At 33.5% G+C, this 23428-nt stretch carries 22 protein-coding genes; 6 read left to right on the forward strand and 16 right to left on the reverse strand.

The annotated features are described in order from the left end of the window. Positions 1-977 precede the first annotated feature (977 nt). Positions 978-2579 (forward strand): phosphoenolpyruvate carboxykinase (ATP), encoded by a 1602-nt coding sequence (gene pckA, locus ACIQ2J_RS13270; protein ID WP_396170656.1) that lies wholly within the window; start codon positions 978-980, stop codon positions 2577-2579. Between the two features lie 70 nt (positions 2580-2649). After that, positions 2650-4317, forward strand: coding sequence for a putative transporter (locus tag ACIQ2J_RS13275; RefSeq protein ID WP_396170658.1), 1668 nt, complete (start codon positions 2650-2652; stop codon positions 4315-4317). Positions 4318-4369: 52 nt separating this feature from the next. On the opposite strand, the gene ACIQ2J_RS13280 is transcribed toward ACIQ2J_RS13275, so the two are convergent. Next, a complete protein-coding gene (locus ACIQ2J_RS13280; protein WP_396170660.1) occupies positions 4370-4822 on the reverse strand; it encodes an Lrp/AsnC family transcriptional regulator in 453 nt (150 codons plus the stop codon). Positions 4823-5069: 247 nt separating this feature from the next. On the opposite strand from ACIQ2J_RS13280, the gene ACIQ2J_RS13285 reads away from it, so the two are divergent. After that, positions 5070-6272, forward strand: a complete 1203-nt coding sequence (locus tag ACIQ2J_RS13285) for an aminotransferase class I/II-fold pyridoxal phosphate-dependent enzyme (RefSeq protein WP_396170662.1) — start codon at positions 5070-5072, stop codon at positions 6270-6272. A 106-nt stretch (positions 6273-6378) separates the two neighbouring features. Further along, the gene (gene meaB / locus ACIQ2J_RS13290; RefSeq protein ID WP_396170664.1) at positions 6379-7461 is read left to right on the forward strand and encodes a methylmalonyl Co-A mutase-associated GTPase MeaB; all 1083 of its coding nucleotides are present in this window, start codon (positions 6379-6381) and stop codon (positions 7459-7461) included. A 47-nt stretch (positions 7462-7508) separates the two neighbouring features. On the opposite strand, the gene ACIQ2J_RS13295 is transcribed toward meaB, so the two are convergent. The 9 genes from ACIQ2J_RS13295 to ACIQ2J_RS13335 form a co-directional block, all read right to left on the reverse strand. Next, positions 7509-7676 (reverse strand): YdcH family protein, encoded by a 168-nt coding sequence (locus ACIQ2J_RS13295; protein ID WP_396170666.1) that lies wholly within the window; start codon positions 7674-7676, stop codon positions 7509-7511. Positions 7677-7771: 95 nt separating this feature from the next. Then, entirely contained in the window at positions 7772-8473 is a 702-nt protein-coding gene (locus ACIQ2J_RS13300; protein ID WP_396170668.1) for a sulfite exporter TauE/SafE family protein, read from the reverse strand. 12 nt (positions 8474-8485) lie between these two features. After that, positions 8486-8938, reverse strand: coding sequence for a FixH family protein (locus ACIQ2J_RS13305; protein WP_396170670.1), 453 nt, complete (start codon positions 8936-8938; stop codon positions 8486-8488). An 11-nt stretch (positions 8939-8949) separates the two neighbouring features. Then, complete coding sequence (gene ccoG / locus ACIQ2J_RS13310) at positions 8950-10368, reverse strand: cytochrome c oxidase accessory protein CcoG (RefSeq protein WP_396170672.1); 1419 nt, start codon at positions 10366-10368, stop codon at positions 8950-8952. A 68-nt stretch (positions 10369-10436) separates the two neighbouring features. Then, a complete protein-coding gene (locus ACIQ2J_RS13315) occupies positions 10437-11396 on the reverse strand; it encodes a cbb3-type cytochrome c oxidase N-terminal domain-containing protein (protein WP_396170674.1) in 960 nt (319 codons plus the stop codon). 21 nt (positions 11397-11417) lie between these two features. Next, positions 11418-11585 (reverse strand): CcoQ/FixQ family Cbb3-type cytochrome c oxidase assembly chaperone, encoded by a 168-nt coding sequence (locus ACIQ2J_RS13320; RefSeq protein ID WP_396170676.1) that lies wholly within the window; start codon positions 11583-11585, stop codon positions 11418-11420. Between the two features lie 4 nt (positions 11586-11589). Next, a complete protein-coding gene (gene ccoN, locus ACIQ2J_RS13325) occupies positions 11590-13767 on the reverse strand; it encodes a cytochrome-c oxidase, cbb3-type subunit I (protein ID WP_396170678.1) in 2178 nt (725 codons plus the stop codon). Between the two features lie 2 nt (positions 13768-13769). Next, the gene (ccoS, locus tag ACIQ2J_RS13330) at positions 13770-13964 is read right to left on the reverse strand and encodes a cbb3-type cytochrome oxidase assembly protein CcoS (protein ID WP_396170680.1); all 195 of its coding nucleotides are present in this window, start codon (positions 13962-13964) and stop codon (positions 13770-13772) included. A 117-nt stretch (positions 13965-14081) separates the two neighbouring features. Continuing rightward, the gene (locus tag ACIQ2J_RS13335; RefSeq protein WP_396170682.1) at positions 14082-16457 is read right to left on the reverse strand and encodes a heavy metal translocating P-type ATPase metal-binding domain-containing protein; all 2376 of its coding nucleotides are present in this window, start codon (positions 16455-16457) and stop codon (positions 14082-14084) included. A 109-nt stretch (positions 16458-16566) separates the two neighbouring features. Between ACIQ2J_RS13335 and ACIQ2J_RS13340 the strand changes: the two genes are divergently transcribed. Further along, complete coding sequence (locus ACIQ2J_RS13340; protein WP_396170684.1) at positions 16567-17247, forward strand: Crp/Fnr family transcriptional regulator; 681 nt, start codon at positions 16567-16569, stop codon at positions 17245-17247. A 23-nt stretch (positions 17248-17270) separates the two neighbouring features. On the opposite strand, the gene ACIQ2J_RS13345 is transcribed toward ACIQ2J_RS13340, so the two are convergent. After that, complete coding sequence (locus tag ACIQ2J_RS13345) at positions 17271-18716, reverse strand: APC family permease (protein WP_396170686.1); 1446 nt, start codon at positions 18714-18716, stop codon at positions 17271-17273. Positions 18717-18839: 123 nt separating this feature from the next. Between ACIQ2J_RS13345 and ACIQ2J_RS13350 the strand changes: the two genes are divergently transcribed. Then, on the forward strand, positions 18840-20654 hold the full coding sequence (locus ACIQ2J_RS13350) for a hypothetical protein (protein ID WP_396170689.1): 1815 nt from the start codon (positions 18840-18842) through the stop codon (positions 20652-20654). An 80-nt stretch (positions 20655-20734) separates the two neighbouring features. Here the strand turns inward: ACIQ2J_RS13350 and mazG are convergent, their stop codons facing one another. From mazG to def, 5 genes are all read right to left on the reverse strand, one after another. Continuing rightward, a complete protein-coding gene (gene mazG / locus ACIQ2J_RS13355) occupies positions 20735-21508 on the reverse strand; it encodes a nucleoside triphosphate pyrophosphohydrolase (protein WP_396170691.1) in 774 nt (257 codons plus the stop codon). Between the two features lie 11 nt (positions 21509-21519). Further along, positions 21520-21840, reverse strand: coding sequence for a type II toxin-antitoxin system PemK/MazF family toxin (locus ACIQ2J_RS13360; RefSeq protein WP_396170693.1), 321 nt, complete (start codon positions 21838-21840; stop codon positions 21520-21522). Continuing rightward, positions 21834-22082 (reverse strand): AbrB/MazE/SpoVT family DNA-binding domain-containing protein, encoded by a 249-nt coding sequence (locus ACIQ2J_RS13365; RefSeq protein ID WP_396170696.1) that lies wholly within the window; start codon positions 22080-22082, stop codon positions 21834-21836. The genes ACIQ2J_RS13360 and ACIQ2J_RS13365 overlap by 7 nt, the downstream gene beginning before the upstream one ends. Before the next feature lie 119 nt (positions 22083-22201). Beyond that, positions 22202-22672, reverse strand: coding sequence for a DUF5606 domain-containing protein (locus ACIQ2J_RS13370; protein WP_396170698.1), 471 nt, complete (start codon positions 22670-22672; stop codon positions 22202-22204). A gap of 129 nt (positions 22673-22801) precedes the next feature. Further along, positions 22802-23389, reverse strand: coding sequence for a peptide deformylase (def, locus tag ACIQ2J_RS13375; RefSeq protein ID WP_396170700.1), 588 nt, complete (start codon positions 23387-23389; stop codon positions 22802-22804). Positions 23390-23428: the final 39 nt, after the last annotated feature.

The following is a 23428-nucleotide window of genomic DNA, read 5'->3' on the forward strand; positions in this document are numbered from 1 at the left end:
ACCTTTATTTGTTTCTCGCAAATCTTTTTTTTAGATTTTTTTAGTTTTGTAGTCTCAGTTTGTAAAGAACGTCTGCCTTAATGCGGGTGCAAAAGTACCATTCTTTTTCACTCTCGCAAGGGTTTTCTTTCCCTTTTTTGAAAGTATTTTTTAATGCGCTGAATTCGTGAAGGTTGTTGAACAAAGTTTTTTTGTTTTTGGGGTTTTAGAAGGAAGCTATCCTCTTTCCCCCTCCTTTGGAGAGGGTGGAAACATTGTTTTTTTTTTAAAACCACATAGTTTCATAGTTTTCTTGGTATTAGAAGCTTCGCTTGGTTTTAGAAAAACATAGCTCTCCTCTCCCCTAACCCCTCTCCAAAGGAGAGGGGGACACGGATAGGAAATATAGTTGGGGTTTTATTTATTGATGGTTTTGGGAAATTTGGTATTTAATTAGGTTCTGTCTTTTGTTGGAACTCATAATCTTTTTAAACCTAACAGGTTTTGGAAACCTGTTAGGACAGGAAATATATTGTACTATATATATAGTAGGGTATTTGGAAATTTATGTTGTTATAGCGGTTTCTTTTTTAAACCTAACAGGTTTTGGAAACCTGTTAGGAAAGGAAATATATTGTAATATATAGTAGGATGTTTTAGAAATTGGAATTTCATACCATTTGCTGGGAGCATAGCCCTGATTGAGCCGGTAGCTCTCGTGGAGGTACGGAACGAGACTAAAGGCGAAAGCAGGAATGACATTTACCGAAAATGCCTAATGTTTCGCTCCTGATTTAATCGAAACGGATTGTTTTTGGACTTTTTGTTGTATAAATGAAATTAGGACTAGCTAAAATATAAAACCTCCGAAACCCTTGTAAACAAAGAAAACGTTTTCGTAGATTTATTTTTTTTATGATATTTATCAGTTTTTTTGAATGCTTAAAATCGGAAATTTGATGTGTGAAATTTAATAACCGATAAAAATAAAATTTACTATGAAAAACATTAAAGTCATTCAAGAATTACACGATTTAGGAATTACAGGATACCATGAAGTGGTTTACAATCCGACTTATGAAGAATTGTTTCAGGCAGAAACTTCTCATTTACGAAAAGGATATGAAAAAGGTGCTGTTACCGATTCTGGTGCTGTGGCAGTAAAAACGGGAGTATTCACTGGGCGTTCTCCTAAAGATAGATACATTGTTAAAGATGCTATTACCAAAGACACCATTTATTGGGATGATAAAGTAAACTTTCCTACAACTCAAGAAGTATGGAGCGATTTGAAACACTTGGTTTTAAGACAACTTTCTACTTCTAAAAAATTATATGTGGTGGATGCTTTCTGCGGAACCAATAAAGATACCCGCTTAAAAGTACGTTTTGTAATGGAAGTGGCTTGGCAAGCGCATTTTGTAACCAATATGTTTATTAGACCTTCTATTTATGAATTGGAAAACTTTGGAGAGCCCGATTTTATTGTTATGAATGGTTCTAAAACTACCAACCCAAACTGGAAAGAACAAGGTTTGAATTCTGAAAACTTTGTGTTGTTCAACCTTACCGAAAAAATCCAAATTATTGGTGGTACTTGGTATGGTGGCGAAATGAAAAAAGGAATGTTCTCTATGATGAATTATTACCTACCGCTTAAAGGCATGGCATCCATGCACTGCTCTGCTAACGTTGGAGAAGATGGGGATGTTGCTATTTTCTTCGGACTTTCTGGAACTGGAAAAACAACGTTATCTGCCGACCCAAAACGGTATTTAATTGGAGATGATGAACACGGTTGGGATGATAACGGAGTTTTCAACTTTGAAGGAGGTTGTTATGCTAAAGTAATTGACTTATCTGAAGAAAATGAACCCGACATTTGGAGAGCCATAAAAAGAGATGCTTTATTAGAAAATGTAGTGGTGAACGAATATGGAGAAGTAGATTATTACGACCATTCTATTACTGAAAATTCTAGGGTTTCTTATCCAATTTATCATATCAATAAAATTGTTCTTCCTTCTAAAGCAGGTCATGCAAGCAAAATTATTTATCTCTCTGCCGATGCTTTTGGAGTATTGCCTCCAGTATCTATCTTAGATGAAGACCAAGCGCAATACCATTTCCTTTGCGGATTTACCTCTAAATTAGCAGGTACCGAAAGAGGAATTACCGAACCTCAACCTTCTTTCTCTCCTGCCTTTGGCGAAGCGTTCTTAACTTTGCACCCTACTATGTATTCTAAAACCTTGGTTGCTAAAATGAAACAACACAATGCTAAAGCCTATTTGGTAAACACAGGTTGGAACGGAACTGGAAAACGTATATCTCTTAAAAACACTCGTGCCATTATCGATGCTATTATTGATGGATCTATAGAAAAAGTAGAAACTGTAAAAGTTCCTTTCTTGAACTTGACTGCTCCTAAAACGTTGCCTAATGTTGAGGATATTTTAGACCCTCGAACTACTTATAAAGATGTTGCCGAATGGGAATTTAAAACTAAAAAATTAGTAGCACTTTACAATAAAAACTTTGAGCAATATACGGATACAGAAGAAGGAAAACGATTAGTGTCTGCAGGACCTGGTTTATAAACTTCGCAACAAAACAAATACCAACGGAAATTTAAAGTATCTTTCCGTTGGTATTTAAAAACTTATCAAAATGGACTGGATAGTAGATTTAGTTACAAAGCAATCTTTTGCACAAACCGTAATCGTCTTTGGTTTGGTAATTGCTTTAGGAATTTGGTTCGGAAAAATTAAAATCTTCGGGATTTCACTCGGAGTAACTTGGGTGCTTTTTATTGGATTGTTTTTCTCATTTATGGGAGTTTCTGTCGATCATGAGTTACAAGATTTCTTAAAAGAATTTGGGTTGGTGTTATTCGTTTATACCCTTGGGCTTCAGGTCGGACCTGGGTTCTTCGCTTCCTTAAACCGAAATGCTTTAGTTACCAATATGCTAGCAGCGATGGTAGTGCTCTTTGGAGTTTCCATAACATTGGTTTTATACTACTTTACAAATAACCCTATTTCAATCATGACGGGGATTATGAGTGGAGCGGTAACCAACACACCCGGACTTGGAGCAGCGCAAACCACTATGACCAATTTGCATCATACTGGAGGAGAAACTTCAATGGTTACTTTGGCTTATGCTGTGGCCTATCCGTTTGGGGTTTTCGGTATTATAATTTCGATGCTAATTCTAAAACGAATTTTCAAAGTAAATATCGAACACGAAACCGAACTTCAAAATAAACTGATTCATTTTAGAGAAGACCGAGTAATATCCAAACATTTAAAATTAGAAAATAAACAATTAGTTGGAAAACCAATCAGTACCATTTTTGAAATGATTAAAAAACCCATTGTGGTTTCTAGAATGTTTCATAACGGAGTTATTATTTCTCCAACTCCTAAGGAAATTCTTTCTGAAAATGATGTTTTACTTATTGTTGCTCCTAAAAATACTTTCGAACAATTGCACGTATTAATTGGTTCTGAAAGTGAAATGAATTTGAAAACAGCACTCGAAAGTAAATTGGTTTCCAATCACGTTGTGGTTACCAATAAAGAAATCACACACCGGCGTATTGGCGATATCCCTGAATTTCACCAGCACGATTTCACTTTTACAAGATTGTATCGCGCAGGCACACAAATGATTCCTAGCGGAAACGTTTCTTTGCAATTGGGGGATACCGTGAAAGTGGTTGGTACACAAGAAGGATTGGATAGAATGTCTAATGTTTTAGGAAATTCTTTAAAACGATTGGAAGTGCCGGACATTGCTCCTATTTTCATCGGAATTGTTTTAGGAATAATTGTTGGGAGTATTCCTTTTCAAATTCCGAATATTCCAGTTCCTGTGAAAATTGGTTTGGCAGGTGGACCTTTAATTGTAGCTTTATTATTAAGTAGATTCGGAAACAAATTTTATCTAAATAACTATACTACTAATAGTGCTAATTTAATGATTCGCGAATTAGGAATTACCTTATTCCTTGCTAGTGTTGGATTGAGTAGTGGATCTATTTTAGCCAAAGCATTTGTAGGTGGAGGTGGTTTTTATTGGATAGGTTTAGGAATTCTAATCACTATTATTCCCTTATTGTTAGTTGGAATTATTGCTAAAAAATACTTCAAGAAAAACTTTTTTGAAATCTGCGGATTATTAGCAGGAGCTTCCACCGACCCACCGGCATTAGCATTTGCCTTGAAAATTGCTGGAAATGATATTCCGTCTTCAACTTATGCTACGGTGTATCCGTTAACAATGATTTTGAGAATCGTCATCGCACAATTACTGATTTTAATGTTTACGTAAAGTCTAATTTATATAAAAAAATTCCGATTACTTTTTTGTTAATCGGAATTTTTTATAGTGTAAAAGATGTAGTGTTTTTCACTTCCCCAATCATAAAAGTACTATGGGTACTGCCGATGTGCTGCAAAGTAGTCAGTTTGGTAACCATAAACTCGCGGTATTCTTCCATATCTTTTACACAAATTTTTAGAATGTAATCGTAATCCCCACTTACATGAAAACACTCTAAAACTTCAACTAATTTGACTACTTCTTTTTCAAACTGATTGATGAATTCTTTGGTATGTTGCAATAATTTTAAATGGCAAAACACCACAAAGCCTTTATTAATTTTATTCCGATTTAATAAAACCACATATTTGTCAATGATTCCTTCCCGTTCTAATTTTTTAATACGTTCGTAAACTGCAGTTACTGAAAGATTCAACTTTAAAGAAAGTTCTTTGGTGGTTTTCTTAGTATCTGCTTGTAATAATTGCAGGAGTTTTTTATCGATAGCGTCCATTTTGGGTGTTGGGTTTTGGGTTCTGGGTTCTGGGTTCTGGGTTTAGGTCTTGAGTGTTCCGATAGTTTTTCTAACATTCTAATATAATTAATACAAATTTAGATTTTAATTCTAAATAATATAAATTAAATAGATTTTAATTCTAAATAATTAAACTAATATTGACTTTAATTCTAAAATAAATGAATTTTGAACTATAATAAACCACAAACTATAAACAATAAACCACAAACTATAAACTTAAAAAATGGAAAAATTCAACCCCGCAGATAAAATACAAGACTTACAATATTTTGGAGAATTTGGAGGCGTAAACCCTTCTATATCCGATTCTTCAACTTATACTTTTCTTTCAGCCAAAACGATGTTTGATACTTTTGAAGGAAATGCCGAAGGATGTTATTTATATTCCCGTCATTCTTCTCCAAGTAATTTATATCTTGATAAAGCCCTTGCAGCAATGGAAGGAACCGAAACAGCTAATGTATCGGCATCCGGAATGGGGGCCATTACTCCTACTCTATTGCAACTTTGTAGCAATGGCGACCATATTGTAACTAGCAGAACCATCTATGGCGGAACCTATGCTTTTTTAAAGAACTTCACGCCACGATTTGGTATTAAAACAACGTTTGTAGACATAACAAAATTAGATCTTGTAGAAGCAGCAATTACTCCAGATACCAAAGTTTTGTATTGTGAAACTGTAAGTAATCCTTTACTAGAAGTTGCGGATATTGCTGGTTTGGCAAAAATCGCTAAAAAATACAATTTAAAATTAGTAGTAGACAATACGTTTTCTCCTTTATCGGTTGCGCCAATTTCTTTAGGGGCTGATATTGTGATTCACAGTTTGACCAAATACATAAATGGCAGTAGTGATACTGTTGGTGGTGTTACTTGTGCTTCAAGAGAATTTATCAATAGTTTAAAAGATGTAAATTCTGGTGCTAGCATGCTACTTGGGCCTACGATGGATAGCTTGCGTTCGGCTTCGGTGATGAAAAACTTGCGAACGCTTCACATTCGAATGAAACAGCACAGTCATAATGCTATGTATTTGGCAACTAAATTTGAAAAAGACGGATTAAAAGTGGTTTATCCTGGATTGGAAAGTCATCCAAGTCATTCTTTATATGCAACTATGATTAATCCTGAATATGGTTTTGGTGGTATGATAACAATTGATGCTGGAAGTATTGATAAAGCCAATGAGTTAATGGAGTTAATGCAAGAAAAAAACCTTGGCTATTTAGCTGTTAGTTTAGGATTTTACAAAACCTTATTTAGTGCACCTGGAACCTCAACATCATCTGAAATTCCTCTGGAAGAGCAAAAGGAAATGGGTCTAACCGATGGTTTAATTCGTTTTTCAATTGGATTGGATAATGATATTGAAAGAACGTATCAATCGATGAAAGAGTGTATGCTTGCTTTGGGAGTTTTATAGAATTTCAGAAATAACAAAAACTAAAAACGCAATAAATTAAGACTCCTGAAGTTTTTAATTGATTGCGTTTTTTTTTGTGTAAATTTGTTATTCGAAAACTAATTACTTGGAACCAAATTCTATAAAATCAGCTTTAACAGAAAAAGACGGGATCCATCCACCGCAAAACATGAGCACTTCGTCAGTAGAGGTGATTCAGAAGATGCGCCGGAAACAACCTTCTGCACAGGAGTTAATTGATCGTATTTTAACTCACAATAAAACTGCTTTAAGTAGAGCTATTACATTGGTAGAAAGTACCAATCCAGACCACTTAGACAAGGCTAATGCAATTATACAAGCATGTTTGCCTTATGCTAATAAATCTTTTAGAATTGGAATTACAGGAGTTCCTGGTGTAGGAAAAAGTACATTTATTGAAGCTTTTGGAAAGTATTTAACTTCTTTAGGGAAAAAAGTGGCTGTTTTGGCAGTCGATCCAAGTAGCACGATTTCTCATGGTAGTATTTTGGGAGATAAAACTCGAATGGAAGAATTGGTTAAAGATGAAAATGCTTATATCAGGCCTAGTGCTTCGGGGGAAACTTTAGGTGGTGTTGCAAGAAAAACCCGAGAAACAATTATTTTATGTGAGGCTGCTGGATTCGATACTATTATAATTGAAACTGTAGGTGTTGGTCAAAGTGAAACCGCAGTTCATAGCATGGTTGATTTTTTTCTGCTTTTAAAAATATCGGGAGCAGGTGATGAATTACAAGGGATTAAAAGAGGAATTATGGAAATGGCTGATGCTATTGTTATAAATAAAGCTGATGGCGATAATATTAACAAAGCAAAATTAGCTAAAGCGGAATTTAATAGAGCTTTACATTTATTTCCAGCCAAAAAATCGGGGTGGATTCCAACTGCTTCTACCTGTAGTTCCTATACAAAAGAGGGTATTGCCGATGTTTGGGAAAACATTTCTGAATACAAAATATTGGTGCAAGACAATCATTATTTTGAACAAAAAAGACACGAACAAAACCAATTTTGGATGTTGGAAACCATAAATAATCAGCTTCAATCTAATTTTTATAACCATCCCAAAATTATTAAACTACTTGAAGAAAATAAAAAAGCAGTCCAAAAAGATGAAATATCTCCTTTTGCAGCTGCGATGAATTTATTAAATGCCTATTTTCAATAAAAATTAAAGCACACTTCACGGTGTGCTTTAATTTTTACATCTAAAATCTATTTATTAAGATAACTATAAATTTGATCTTTTAGGCTTAAGAATTTAGCTTTAACTTCATGTGCATATTCGTCAATAGCTACTTCTTCGCCAGTATTAATTCGATGTACTTGATGTTCTGTTCTATCATACTCATCAAATAATTCTCTAAAATGTTTGTCTTCCATTTTTAGTTGATGGATTTTTTCCTGATGTTCAGGAAACTCGTGTAATAAATCATGTCTTTGCATAATAATAAAGTATTGGTTTGTTTTTAATTAATCTAATGACAGCTCGCATTTGCTTTTACAAACAAATTGGTGTTACTCGGAGATAAATAAGCTATATCAAGCCCTAAACCACGAATAATGAACAGAATTCCAATAAAAACTGCTACGACTGGTATTATTTTTTGTAATTTGTTTCTTAAAGATAGTGAAAAAATATTAGAAATAAAAACTACAGCACTCATCATAGGGATAGTTCCCAATCCGTAAAGCAACATATAGGAAACTCCTAAAGTTAGATCTTGCATGGCAATTGCTCCAAATAATGCTGCATAAACCATTCCACAAGGTAAGAATCCATTTAGAAGTCCAATAGTAAACAATGCATCCGGAGATTTGCGTTTGAACTGACTTCCTAAGCTACTTTTTACTTTAGAAATTACTCGGTAAACTGGTTTTGAAAAATTGTATTTCATAAACACTTTTTCAGGAACTATAGCGATGGTTATCATTAAAATTCCTACAACTATAGAGAGCTGTTGCTGAATACCCGCCATATAAAATCCTTTTCCTAAAATACCAAAAATCAATCCTAGAGAAGCATAAGCAGTTAATCTACCCAAATGGTAAATCATAATTTGAATTACTTTTTTGGCTGGATTGCTTCTATCTACAGGCAACATCATAGCAATTGGACCACACATACCAATGCAGTGCAAACTACTAATCAATCCAAAAATTAAAGCGGAATAAAGCATGCTAGAAAACTTCTATTGTTTAAAATAAACTTCTTCTTTGTTTAAGTATTTTTTACCTTGGTAATTCCAATCTATAGAAATGCCCCAACGACCGCCAACCAAGTTACTTGTAGGTATGAGCAAATGGGCGCTAGATAAAGAAATCGGAACTTCAAAATCTAGCTTTTGGTTAGACGGTCGGTATAAGGACACTTTTCCTTGTATATTTTTATAATCAAAATCGTTAGGAAAATCAATAGAAATTCCTTCATCTGTGGTTTTAATTATTACTTTGCTGTTTAAATCATGTGCATTTTGTTCTCTATCAATATCTTGTTGTGCAACTAATTCTTTTTTATAGTATTCTTCTACAACAAGTTCGTTATCGTATTTGGTATTCGATTGAACACTAAATACAAAGTATAAAATAAACGTAATAAATAGAGCAAACGCTATTACTATTCCTGTTCCCCAATTAAATTTCATAATGCTATATTTTAATTAAAACTTCTTGGTCCTAAAAAGTTGGTTGTTTCATTATCTATTAGATCTTTACCATTGTAAACTTCAATTTTTAATGTTGTATTATCACCATCTATAAAAGCTGGATCAATTTCAATAAACATAGTTCCTTCGGACAAAGCTTGTTTTTTAACCGTAAAATGATTTATTCCAACCAACTTGATTTCTCCTTTTGGCGAAACTAATTTGAAGTGAACATTATCAAAGTCACGCTCTGTTTTATTTACCACTTTAAAGGTGTATAAATTACTTATTTTTTTTCCTTTATATTCAAACAATTGACCTGGAAGATGCAAAATTGTTGCTTCAACATCGTTTCTAAGGAATAACATCCCTACAAAAACACCTGTCAAAATTAGTAATACCGTTGCGTATCCTTTCATTCTTGTTGAAAAAACAAACTTCTCTTTTTTAGCAATTTCAACTTCACTAGCATAACGAATTAACCCTTTAGGCAAACCTACGCCTTCCATAATGGTATCACATTCATCAATACAAGCAGTACAATTTATGCATTCTAATTGAACACCATTACGAATATCTATTCCGGTTGGACAAACATTAATACACAATTTGCAATCAATGCAGTCGCCTTTTCCGGTAGCAGCTCTATCTTCTTGTTTATTAAATTTAGCTCTTCCTGATTCTTTTTCTCCACGAACATAATCATAGGCAACATTGATGGTTTTATTGTCTAATAATACCCCTTGCATTCTACCGTAAGGACAAGCTATAATACAAACTTGTTCTCTAAACCATGCATATATAAAATAGAATACATAGGTAAAAATTATTAGAGCAATTAATGTATGGGTATTTTTAGTAGGTCCTTCTTTAATAAAACTAATTAGTGCGTCGCTACCAATTAAATAAGCTAAAAACACATTTGCAATTGCAAAAGAAATCACATAAAAAATGAACCACTTAGCAAATTTCTTTCTGATTTTTTCACCATCCCAAGCTTGTTTATCTAATCGGATTTGAGCTCCTCTATCGCCTTCAATCCAAAATTCAATTCTGCGGAAAACCATTTCCATAAAAATAGTTTGCGGACAAAACCATCCACAGAAAATTCTTCCAAAAGCTACTGTAAAAAGAGCTAAACCAACCACTCCAATGATCATAATTATCACAAAAATATGAAAATCTTGTGGCCAAAATGGAAATCCGAAAAGGTTGAACTTGCGTTCAATTACGTTAAATAATAAAAATTGGTTTCCATTAATTTTAACAAATGGAGCTGCAAATAAAAACAATAGCAAAAAATAACTCAACCATTTTCTGCGTTCATAGAGAATTCCTTTTGGAATTTTAGCATAAATCCATGATCTTTTTCCTTCTTTATTGATAGTACCTATGCTATCTCTAAAATTATCGTCTGGTAATGTTGACATTTTGTATTAATTTTTATTTTTAAAAACTTCAAGTCCCAATTATTAAATTGAGACTTGAAAGTAATTATTTATTTGGCAGCAACTACTTTTGCATCTACTTTTGTAGTATCAGCAGGCGCAGTTGTACCCTTTGTTTTTGATGCACCTTCTTCTACCCATAACTTAGCTTCCGGTTCTGTTGGTTTTGGTTCTTTTGGATTGGATCCTTGAAGCGATAAAACATAACTTGCCACTTTTTGAAGATCCGAAGGTTTAATTGTTGCTTTCCAAGAAATCATCCCTTTACCATCTCGACCACCTTCCATAAGTACATTGAAAACATTTTTTATTCCGCCACCATTAATCCACATAGCATCGGTTAAATTTGGTCCAATTTGACCTCCAGCATCTGCACGATGACAAGCTACACAATTAGTTGTGAAAATTGTTTTACCTTGAGCAATACTGGCAGCATCCGTTAATAAAGTAACTTTCTCTTTATCCATAACATCTGGAGCTGTTTTTTTATATTCTTCAATAGCAATACTAGCTTCCGTCATTTCGGTTTCAAATTCTTTCTTTTGGTCGTATTCTCCAATCACCTGGAATCGGAACAAATAAATACCAGCAAAAATAATTGTACCATAAAAAAGGTACACCCACCAAGGTGGCAAAACATTATCTAGCTCTCTAATACCGTCGTAATTATGATCTAACATTACATCGGCTTCTTGTTCAATTTCTTTAGAGCGAGTTAGTTTTTTCAATAAACCTTGGTAGAATTTACTTTCTGTAAAAGGTATTGATTGTGCTTCTTCTAATTGTTTTTTCTGCTCGTCAGTTAATAAATGATAAGTTACATTGTCCACGGCATTTACAACTATTTCTATTGCTACCAAAAGAAATAAAAACACCCCAAGAAATAGTAATACCATTGGGTACTTTATAAAAGCGGGTTGGTCTCCTGAGTCGATAAAATATTCCATTGCGCCAAAAACTGAGGCAAATATCAAAGGAACTCTTACATAGGATGGAATTAATTTTTTCATATCATTAAATCTTTAGTAGGATTAGTCTTTTATTGGTAATTCGCTTAGTTCTTTGATTGCCTCTTTTTTATAGGTAAATACCCAGAAAAAAAGACCAACAAAGAAACTAAAACATATTAGTAATGAAATTATTGGATAAATTTCAACACCAGAAATAGTCTCTAAACTGTATTTTACAAATTTTAACATGGCTTTATTTTTTAACTTTAATATCGGTTCCTAAACGTTGTAAGTATGCAATTAATGCTACAATCTCTCTATCTTTCATCGGAACAAAAGTTTCCCCTCTTTTGGCTGCATTAAGTTTACTTTCCTCATAAGATTTTACAAAATTTGGATCATCGTGTAAATTTTTCTCAATAGCTGCAGATTGATCTTGAATGCTTTTTTGAGCATTTGCAATATCTGCATCTGTATACGGAACTCCTAAAGTTTGCATAGCTTTCATTTTAGCTTCTGTAGAAGAATAATCCATTGGTTCATTATCAAACAACCATTTGTAAGCTGGCATAATTGATTTTTCATTGATACGTTGTGGATCCCACATGTGGTTAAAATGCCAATTATCGTTGTATTTTCCTCCTACTCTATGCAAATCTGGACCAGTACGTTTAGATCCCCAAAGGAATGGATGATCGTAAACAAACTCCCCTGCTTTTGAATAATCGCCGTAACGTTCCACTTCAGAACGGAATGGACGAACCATTTGAGAGTGACAACCCACACAACCTTCACGGATGTATAAGTCCCTTCCTTGTAATTCAAGCGGAGAATAGGGCTTAACAGATGCAATAGTTGGAATATTCGATTTCACCATAATTGTTGGTACAATTTGAATCACACCACCAATTAAAATAGCAATCGTTGCTAATATGGTTAATTGAATAGGTCTTCTTTCCAACCATGGGTGGAATTTTTCACCTTTCAATCTACCAGTAGTAATTTTTTCTAATGCAGGAGCTTCAGCTAATTCATCTTCTATTGTAGAACCTTGTTTAACCGTTTTAACAATATTGTAAACTAATACAATAACCCCTGTTAAATATAACGTTCCACCAATAGCTCTCATCCAATACATTGGCATAATTTGAGTTACTGTTTCAAGGAAGTTACCATATTGTAAAGTTCCGTCTGGTTTGAATTGTTTCCACATAGAAGCTTGTGTAAATCCAGCGACATACATTGGTAGAGCATACATGATAATTCCTAAAGTTCCAATCCAGAAATGGAAATTGGCTAATTTTTTAGAAAATAATTCTGTTTTAGTCATTCTTGGAATTACCCAGTAGATAATACCAAAAGCCATGAAACCATTCCAGGCAAGAGCCCCAACGTGAACGTGAGCAATAATCCAGTCGGTAAAGTGAGCAATAGCATTTACATTTTTAAGAGAAAGCATTGGACCTTCAAATGTTGCCATACCATAACCGGTAATTGCTACAACGAAGAATTTCAAAACTGGTTCCTCTCTTACTTTATCCCAAACACCACGAAGTGTTAATAATCCGTTTATCATTCCACCCCAAGATGGCGCAATTAACATGATAGAAAATACAACTCCAAGATTCTGTGCCCAATCTGGTAAAGCAGAATACAATAAGTGGTGAGGTCCAGCCCAAATGTATAAGAAAATTAAGGACCAGAAGTGAATAATAGATAGTCTATAAGAGTAAACAGGACGGTTAGCTGCTTTAGGAACAAAATAATACATCAATCCTAAAAAGGGTGTTGTTAGGAAAAATGCAACCGCATTATGTCCGTACCACCATTGTACTAAAGCATCTTGAACACCTGCATAAACAGAGTAACTTTTCATTGCTGAAACCGGTAATTCTAAACTATTAAAAATATGAAGTACTGCAACTGTTACAAATGTTGCTATATAAAACCAAATAGCTACATAAAGGTGACGTTCTCTTCTTTTGATAATAGTTCCAATCATGTTGATTCCGAAAACCACCCATATCAAAGCAATTGCAATGTCGATTGGCCATTCTAGTTCAGCATATTCTTTTGATGTTGAAAACCCTAAAGGAAGTGTTATTGCAGCTGCAACAATGATTAATTGCCATCCCCAAAAGTGAAGATTACTTAAAAAATCACTGAACAATCTTGCTTTTAGTAACCGTTGTAAGGAATAATAAATCCCTGCAAACATGGCGTTACCTACAAAGGCAAAAATAACTGCATTGGTGTGTAAAGGTCTCAATCTTCCGAAACTTAAAAACGATATTCCATCGGTCATGTTCGGGAAAAGAAACAGAATGGCTAAAATTAGCCCAACTAACATTCCCACTATACCAAAAACGATACTGGCATAAAGGAATTTCTTTACAATTTTGTTGTCGTAATAAAATTGTTGCATTTCCATAATTAATTTGGTTTTTGTTCTTCTTTTTTGTTTGTTATTGATTTGGTTTTGATTTTTAATTCATCGTCAAAAAGCATTCTGACCGAAGGAGTATAATCGTCGTCATACTGACCACTTCTAACTGCTCTTATAAAAGCATATAGAAACACTAAAGCAACTAAAATACTGATGGAGATTAATAAATAAATGACACTCATACCTTAAATTTGTGTTAACAAAATTACTTTTACCTTACTTTATAAAATATGATATTTATCATACTTGATTATTTGGATTAAAAATATACTTTCATAGACTAGAAAAGTTACATAATACTATTTTTTAATTGCATAAATATTACTCATAATAGTAACAAAACTCACAATAGTTATTGTACTCAAAGGCATAATGATAGCGGCTACAATTGGCAATAAATTACCCGTTACAGCAAAGCTTAACCCCACTAAATTATATAATAATGAAAGGGTAAAACTGATATAAATTATTTTCATAGCATTTTTTGAATACTGCATAAAAAAGGCAATATTTTTAAATTGGGAAGCATCTAAAATACCATCACAAGCAGGTGAAAAAACATTCACATTCTCGGAGATTGAAATACCTACATTACTTTGTGCCAATGCCCCAGAATCGTTCAATCCATCACCAACCATCATAACATTTTTTCCTTCTTTTTGAAGGTTTTCAATGTATTGTAGTTTTTGTTCTGGTTTTTGGTTAAATACTAGAGTGGCATTTGATGGAAGCATTTTTTCTAAAATGTGACGTTCTCCATCATTATCTCCAGATAAAACAATCAGTTTGTACTTTTTAGATAGGCGTTCAAATAATTGCTCCAACCCTTCTCTATATTGGTTATTAAAAATATAACTGCCTTTATAAATACCATTTATTTCAACATGCACTTTGGTTTTCTTATGGGTATTTTCGCTCATGTGCTGCAAAAATTGGGAAGAACCTAATTTAACCGTTCCTTCTTCAAATTCTGCGAAAATTCCTTTACCTATTATTTCTTCAAAATGCAACGGATGCTTTTTCTCTTGATTCGGAATAAAATCATACAATCTTCTACTTAACGGATGGTTAGATCCCCGCAAAGCATTCTTTAATAATTTTAGTTCGAATTCATTTAATACTGCCCCTTCATAAGTTATGGAAGTTTTTTTGTTGGTTGTGATGGTTCCGGTTTTATCAAAAACAATGGTATCCACTTTGGCTAATTGCTCAATAACCATAGCATTTTTAAGGTATAATTTTCGATTTCCCATAATCCTCAAAACATTACCTTGTGTAAAAGGAGCTGTTAATGCTAATGCGCATGGGCAAGCAACAATTAGAATTGCAGTCAATACATTAAAAGCAGTGTCGGTACTGATGAAAATCCAATATATAAAGGACACTAAAGCTAATCCAAGTAAAGCCGGAGTAAAATAGCGACTTATTTTGTCAGTAATGGTTTTATGTTTGATATCCACCTTTTTCTGAAACACATCGTTACTCCACAATTGGGTTAAATAACTTTGGGAAACCGAAAACAACACTTCCATTTCAATAACTCTACCTAATTGTTTTCCGCCTGCAAAAAGTTTGTCTCCCGATTTTTTTTCAATTGCGACAGCCTCTCCCGTAACAAAACTATAATCTATTGAAGCCTTATCGGAAATTAAAATCCCATCTACTGGAATTAATTCATGATTCCGAATTAACAGCCTATCCCCTTTTTCAATGTCATAAACCTGCACCGGAATTTCAGTTCCATCCGGTAAAATTTTAGTAATTGCTATAGGAAAATAGGACTTATAATCGCGTTCAAACGAAAGGAAACTATAGGTTTTTTGTTGGAATAATTTTCCCAAAAGCATGAAGAAAATCAATCCACACATACTGTCGAAAAATCCTTGACCATAATCAAAAATAATATCTACAGTACTTCGAATAAACATTACAATAATCCCTAAAGCAATGGGGATTTCAATATTTAACATACCGGCTTTAATGCTTTTCCAAGCGGAAACATAATAGCCACTTGCCGAATATAAAAAGGAAGGAAGTGCTATTACAAAAACCAGCCAACGAAGAAACCCTCGGTACTGGTTGATCCAAAACTCATTAACTTCAAAATATTCAGGAAACGAAAGCAACATGATATTTCCGAAACAGAAAAAAGCAACGCCAATTTTATAAATTAAACTTCGATCTACAACTTTTGCACCTTCTTCATAGTTATCCAAACTTATATAAGGTTCATAACCAATGGAACACAGCAATTCTACGATCTTTTTTAAGGAAGTTTTTTCGGGATTGTACGTAATTCTAACTTTCTTTTCGGGAAAATTTACTTGAGACGTTCCTATTCCTAGCTGAAGTTTTTGTAGATTTTCCAAAATCCAAATACACGAACTACAGTGTATGTGAGGAATGTAAAGTGAAATAATATGTGTGGAACTCTCTTGGAATTCCAGTAGTTTTGCAACAATGTTTTCATCATCTAAGAAATCATATTTTCCGTTAATATCCAATGGGGTCGCACCCGGGGATGCTTGAAAATCATAATAACAAGACATATCATTAACACTGAAAATCTCATAAACAGTCTTACAACCATTACAACAGAAACTTTTTTCGTCAAAGATTATTTCTTCTTTTTTTACAATATTTAACCCACAATGGAAACAATTATTTGTATCCATAAATTTGCTCATTTTTACCTAAAGCAAAAGTCTAACATATATTTTATCGAAAAAATGATATTTGTCATACAAATTTGTAAGTTTGTATTCAAAATTAAACTCACTCTATATGAGTAAATGTGAACAATGTATTGTCCGTGAATTTAGCTCTTTGAAAGCGCTTGGAAAAGAAGAACTTTTACAAATGGCGGATTGCAAGACTTCTTATGTTATAAAAAAAGGAGAGCCCATCTTTGAAGAAGGAGAAAGTGTTAATGGTATTTTTTGTATAAAAGATGGTGTTTGCAAACTTTCCAAACTAAGTGCTAACGGTAAAGATCAAATTGTAAAATTGGTTAAACCAGGTGAATTATTAGGCCAACGCTCTTTAATAAGTGATGAACCTGCCAATTTAAGTGCTGTAGCATTGGAGGATATGGAAGTTTGTTTTATTCCGAAAACAGAAATAATGGGATTTTTCAATAAGAATAACCAATTCTCAATGAATGTTATGAAAACCATTTGTGGCGACTTGAAAGAAGCCGACGACCACATGGTTTCTATGGCACAAAAAAGCGTAAAAGAACGTTTGGCAGAAACCTTACTTTATTTAGAAGATACTTTTGGTAAAAATAGCGATGGTTCCCTTCATATTCAGTTGTCTCGTGAGGAACTTGCAGGAATGATTGGTACTGCAACCGAAAGTTGCATTCGATTATTATCGGAATTAAATAAAACAGGTGTCATAGATCTTACAGGTAAAAAGATAACGATAATAGACCGAAATAAATTAAAAAGAATGGCTGATTAATTAATCAGCCATTTTTTTTTAATTTACTTTTTCTTGTTTAAAAATAAATAGTATACTGGAATTCCTAAGGCTACTATAAACAATCCTAGTCCCGTGTTTCGAGTATCGTAAACCAATAAAGTCAAACATATTGCTGCAGTAATCACTATATAAAGTATTGGAATTACAGGATATCCAAACGCTTTATAAGGTCTTTCGGCATTAGGTTCTTTTTTTCGAAGAATAAACAACCCTCCAATAGTTAATATATAAAACAATAAAGATGCGAATGTTGAATACGTTAGCAAATCACTATACCTTCCGGAAACACATAAAATACAAGCCCAAGCACATTGAAACCAAAGGGCTTTAGCAGGTACATCGTGTTGGTTTAATTCTCCCGCGACTTTAAAAAACAAAGCATCTTTGGCCATGGCATAAAACAATCTTCCTCCAGATAAAATTAAGCCACTATTACAACCAAAGGTAGAAACCATTATTAATCCAGCCATCGCAAAAACGCCTATATTTCCCATAATCACACTAGCAGCGGCTGCTCCTACTCGATCTTGACTTGCAAATATAATTCCGTTTTGAATTACGGTGCCATCAGGTGTTCCATTTAATGGTAATAATGCTAAATAGGCAATATTTGCTAATATGTAAATAATTGTAACTATTAAAGTTCCTAAAAATAAACTTCGTGGAATGTTCTTTTTGGGCTCTTTAATTTCTCCAGCTATAAAGGTTACGTTGTTCCAAGCATCACTAGAAAATAAGGAGTTTATAATGGTTGCTCCCATCGCTCCAAGTAAAGCAATTCCGGATAATTTAGTAATGGTTAGCGTTCCGTTTTCATTTAAAACGGTTTTACTAGCATCCCACATATTAGTGAAATTATCAGAAAAGGTATTGGTATGAAAACCAACATACAATCCGAAAATAATTAAAGCAAAAAGGGCAATTAACTTGGCTGATGTAAATACCAACTGAATTATTTTTCCGTTTTTAACCCCTTTCGTATTGATATAAGTTAGCAAAATAATACTGAACATTGCTAAAACTTGCTTGTTGGTAAAAACAAAACTTTCGCCTATTGTGAATATTTTATTTTCTAAAAAAGGAAAAAATACTGCCGAATAATTCGCGAAAGCAACAGCGACTGCCGCAATAACTCCTGTTTGAATTACCGTAAAAACCGTCCATCCATATAAAAAGGAAATCAATTTTCCGTAAGCACGTTGGATGTACACATATTGTCCGCCAGCATTGGGCATCATACCTGCCAATTCACCATAACTCAATGCGGCCGACATCGTCAACAAACCAGTAACCAGCCAAATAATTAATATCCAAGCAGCAGAACCAACGTCTCTTGCCATTGCTGCAGTTACTAAAAATATTCCAGATCCTATCATGGATCCTGCTACTAAACTCGTGGCATCAATAAGGCCTAAGGAACGTTTTAATTCGTGTTTTGTATCCGACATAATTAATTTTTATTGTTCCAAATATACATTTTTTTTAATGTTAAAATCCAATAGCATGATAATTATCAGTTATTTAATAAACAACTTTACCAACATTTACAAATTATTAAAATAGCACCCAAAATGGCAAAAAACCAAGCAATACATACCTTTCACATACCCGTTATGGGATTGGCCTATACTATAGACAGCCCGATAAGAGTGGCGCAATATGGCATAACTTCTGTTATTTCTATCATAGATGATGAAGTAATAGAAAAAATGCATACTTTTTATAGTCAAAAATTTAACTTTAATTACGAAGGAATTTCCAACAAAATTCAAGATTACAGAGCTTTACGAATTACCTCCTATTTAAATATGGTAGATGCCATTGTGCAACAAAAATTTGAAGCATTCAAACAAGAATTAGCCGAAAGCAAAGAAGCCTTAAACAATTATATTGCGATGCTTCCAAACAAATCGGAACTTAAAAAAGGCTTGCAAAATCTATTGGAGGATGGCATCGCGTTTAAAGAAAATGTGATGAATTATTTAGAAAACAATTTATCTGCTGGAGAAATTGATGTAAATATCATGACCAAAGTTGATAAAGACAATTTCATTAAAAACGAACAATTACCGGTTACTTTTAATGATGCACATGCCTCCTTAAGAGGATTTGCAAACAGCAATTTATCCTCTTCCGTAGTATTATCTGCAGGGATGAATCCTAGATTGTATAGTTATTTTGAAAACTTTAAAGACTTTTTTCCAGATACAAATGGTGCACTGAAAAAGAAAATTATTTTAAAGGTAAGCGACTTCCGTTCAGCAATGATTCAGGGGAATTTCTTAGCCAAAAAAGGGCTTTGGGTTTCAGAATACCGAATAGAATCGGGATTGAATTGTGGCGGACATGCCTTTGCAACCGATGGCTTTTTGTTAGGACCAATTTTAGAAGAATTTCATCAAAAGAAAGAGCAATTAATCCAAGCGGCACAGGAATTAATGATTAAAGCATTGACTATAAAAGAAATGCCAGTACCTGAAAATCCTTTAGAATTAAAAATTACCGTACAAGGTGGCGTAGGAACGGCAGATGAACACCAGTTTTTATTAGATCATTATCAAATGGATTCTGTAGGTTGGGGTTCGCCATTTTTATTGGTTCCGGAAGCCACTTCGGTTGATGCTGCAACTAGAGAATTGCTAGCAAAATCGGTAGAAAAAGATTTTTATATAAGTCAGATTTCACCTTTGGGAATTCCGTTCAATACCGTTAGAGGTACTACCAATGAGGCCTTAAAACAGCATAGAATTACAGAAGATAAATCAGGGAGTTCTTGTCCGAAAAAATTATTGGCGTTGAGCAAAGAGTTTTCTAATCAAGGAATTTGCACGGCTTCTAGAAAATACCAAGACATAAAATTAGAAGAATTAGATGCTCAAAAAGATGCACTATCTTTGAAAGATTATGAGAAGAAAAAAACAAAAATTACTGAAAAATCGTGTCTTTGTGTTGGTTTAGTGAATGCTGCATATATTGAAAACGGAATTAAAATTAAAGGAGAAGAACAAGGCGTTGTAATTTGTCCTGGACCCAATTTAGCGTATTTTGATAAAGAAGTTTCGCTGTCTAAAATGGTGCAACACATTTATGGAAATGCTACGGTTACAGGTGCTATAGACCGACCAAATCTTTTCATCAACGAATTGAAAATGTACGTAGATTATTTGAAAAATGAAATTGAAGAAACAACTTCAGATATTACTGCTGGGCAGATTAAAAAACTGCAATCGTTCAAAAATAATTTACTAGAAGGAATAGAATATTATTCGAAATTATTCTCCGAAACGCAATTCTTTAAAATGGATTTTGTGAAAATTCAAAACCAATTGCACGACTATAAAAATTCAATTTTTACGATTGAAATTCCAAAGTTGGAAATGGTTTAAAAAAAACACGAATTCCACGAATTTGCACAAATTATTATTATTTAATTTTCGTGGAAATTTGTGGAATTCGTGTCTCTTTTTTATAATTTCTTCGCTTCTTCCCAAAAAACATCCATTTCAGCAAGAGTCATGTCCATTAAGGGTTTTCCTAATTCTCCTGCTTTGCTTTCTAAATATTGAAAACGTTTTATGAATTTTTTATTGGTTCGTTCCAAAGCGTCTTCGGGATTTACTTTCAAAAATCGAGCGTAATTAATCATAGAAAATAATACATCCCCAAATTCGGCTTCTATTTTATCTTGATCCCCTGCCGCTACTTCCACTTGCAATTCCTGAAGTTCCTCTTGTACTTTATCCCAAACTTGGTGCGGTTCCTCCCAATCAAACCCTACTCCTTTTACTTTCTCTTGAATTCTACTGGCTTTCACCAAGGCTGGCAATCCTTTAGGAACACCTTCTAAAACCGATTTTTTACCTTCTTTAAGTTTTAGTTTTTCCCAGTTTTGTTTTACCTCTTCTTCATCGGCCACAACTACATCGCCATAAATATGCGGATGTCTAAAAATCAATTTCTCACAGATTTCGTTACATACATCGGCAATATCAAAATCGTTAGTTTCGCTACCTATTTTGGCATAAAAAACAATATGTAACAATACATCGCCAAGTTCTTTTTTAATCTCTTGCAAGTCGTTATTCAAGATAGCATCCCCCAATTCGTAGGTTTCTTCTATGGTTAAATGCCGCAAACTTTCAAGCGTTTGCTTTTTATCCCAAGGACATTTCTCGCGCAAATCGTCCATTATATCGAGTAATCTACCAAAAGCATCGAGTTGTTGTTGTCTAGTGTTCATGATTTTTGATTTTAATCTATCAAATAAATTTTTAAACTATTTTTTACCTTTTGAATATCTTTATTGGAAAGAATATCCATTCTATTTTTCAGTCGGATTTTATCTACACACCGAATTTGATCTAAAGCAATTTGTCCGTTTTTATTTTCTAAAATAATGTTTATTCGCATCGGGAAATTTCGAATGGTTGAAGTTATCGGTGCCACAAGAACCGTATTTAAATACCGATTGGATTCGTTTGGCGAAATTACAAGACACGGACGAATCTTACTTATTTCACTTCCCATCGTTGGATCTAGAACTATCCAATAGATTTCATATTGATTTACCATGTCCACTCGTCTTTTTCATCATCAAAAAAATCAGGAAGTAATGATTTAGAGGGTCCATTAGTATCCATCTCTTTCTTAATTAAATCTTCCCAACCCAAACGGGAATTTTTGGAAGAACTAATAACTAAACTATCTCCTTGAATTTCAATATTAACGGTATTTTCAAAGCCAAAAATCTTTAATAATTTGGCCGGAATTATTATCCCTTTAGAATTTCCTACATTAATAATATTTGTTTCCATTATAACGAATTTAAAAAACAAAGTTATAACATTATTATAACGAATACAAAAAAATTGCAAAAAAAATCCTGTCAGGAAATCTTCTTGACAGGATTAAATTTTATATCGTAAAAATAGAATTACTCTTTTTTAGCCGTTTTCTTTTTAGCCTTAACTTCTTCCACTACTTGTTCTTTTACAGAATCAGCATTGTCAACTATAGGCTCTTCTTTAGAAACCATTCCTTTTGCTTGCAGCATGTTATACCAATTCAAAACTTTTTTAATGTCGGATGGATATACTCTATCTTCATCATAATCTGGAACGATTTGCTTGAAATACTCCAATAATTTAGCAGTATCTTCTTTATGTGAAATAGCAGGTCCTTCGTTTTCTTTTACGGCAATAGCGCGCATAATTTCAACTAACGGTTTCTCTTCGCTATGGGTATACATAGATATTTCAGACAATAAACTTACGTTACTTCGCATTCCAACGGTAATTCTTTTTCCGTCTAACATTGATTCGGCTACAAATCCGGAACGCGTTTGTACTTTCAATTCATACAATCCTGGTTTGCCTGAAATGGCTAATATTTTTTCTACATTCATTTTCTAAAAGTATTTTATGTGGTGGTAAATATAACTAAATAAAATTCCAAAAATCAAAACCCAAATACCAATTTTGGTGTACTTGACACTTTTTGGAATTTGTAATTTCAAAAATTGGAGTTTTTGAATTTATCTTCCTTTTTTATTGCAAAATTTCATTCTGTAATCCGGACGGGCTTTACCATCCATAATATTTTGTAACTTCTTTTTAATCAAGGTCTTTTTCAACATTGCGATTTTATCGGTAAAAAGAATCCCTTCAATATGATCGTATTCGTGCTGAATTACACGAGCAATTAAGCCATCGTAAACTTCTGTTTTTTTATTGAAATTTTCGTCATAAAACTCTAAAGTGATTTTTTCTTGACGGTACACATCTTCGCGAACGTCTGGAATACTCAAACAGCCTTCGTTAAAACCCCATTCTTCGCCTTCTTCTTTTAGCATTTTGGCATTAATAAAAGTTTGTTTGAACCCTTTTAATTGGTTTTGCTCTTCTGTCGTTAGGTCTTCACTGTCACTAAAAGGTTCGGTATCAATAACAAACATCCGAATTGCTAATCCAATTTGTGGAGCCGCCAATCCAACGCCATAAGCATTGTACATAGTGTCGTACATATTAATAATAAGTTCCTGTAAATTAGGATATTCAGCCGAAATATCTTCGCCTACTTTTCTTAAAACAGGATCTCCATAACCGTATATTGGTAGTATCATTTTCTGATATTAATTTTTATTTTTTTGAAATCGAAGTGC

It is taken from the genome of Flavobacterium sp., from assembly GCF_044357305.1.
Lineage (GTDB): Bacteria > Bacteroidota > Bacteroidia > Flavobacteriales > Flavobacteriaceae > Flavobacterium.